The sequence below is a fragment of the Delftia sp. UME58 genome (genome assembly GCF_014170385.1).
Lineage (GTDB): Bacteria > Pseudomonadota > Gammaproteobacteria > Burkholderiales > Burkholderiaceae_C > Comamonas > Comamonas acidovorans.
On record NZ_LZZV01000082.1, the window covers coordinates 1 to 599 of the forward strand.

At 58.1% G+C, this 599-nt stretch carries 1 protein-coding gene; it reads right to left on the minus strand.

Annotated elements, in window-relative coordinates:
• Positions 1-254 precede the first annotated feature (254 nt).
• Positions 255-599, minus strand: a 345-nt coding sequence (locus tag A9976_RS19910; RefSeq protein ID WP_183020440.1) for an SDR family NAD(P)-dependent oxidoreductase, incomplete at its 5' end; no start/stop codon positions are given.

The window sequence follows — 599 nt, forward strand, 5'->3', positions numbered from 1 at the left end:
CCGTGAGTGCGGTCATGACGTCGGGCTGGGATCTGTATGTCCGAATTGCGGCGTGCCTGTCGAACATAATGATCTTGATGCGTTGGTGAGCGATAAGTTTGCGGCCGAGCGAGTCGAGCGGCGCGCGGCGTTCAAGAGAAAGTAAGCGGGCTTGCAGTCCCATCTGCACCGAATTCGGAACGTATGATGGATGGCCAATATGGCCGCCTTGCACGCCAGCGCCAACTCCTGAACGCCTTCTGGCTAACTGGAGGTTAGCGAAGCCCGCCGGCGGCTAGTAGGTGGACGCCGGTGATAAAGGCCGCATCGTCGGACGCTAGAAAGACTGCGGCCTTAGCAATCTCATCCGTCGTGCCGAGACGACCGAGGGGCGTTCGTGAGAGAAAGCCCTGGGCGAAGACGGAGTCGGGAATGCCGTTCGCGAGTGCTTTCTCGGTCAGGGTCAAACCAGGTTTCAGGGTGTTGACCCGTATACCGCGTGGTCCAAGCTCGTTGGCGACAATGGTGGTGTAACCGTCGATCGCTGCCTTGGACGCTGTATAGACTGAAGATCCGAGAAGTGCGTAATGAGTCGTGACAGAGCCCAGATTGATAATGCT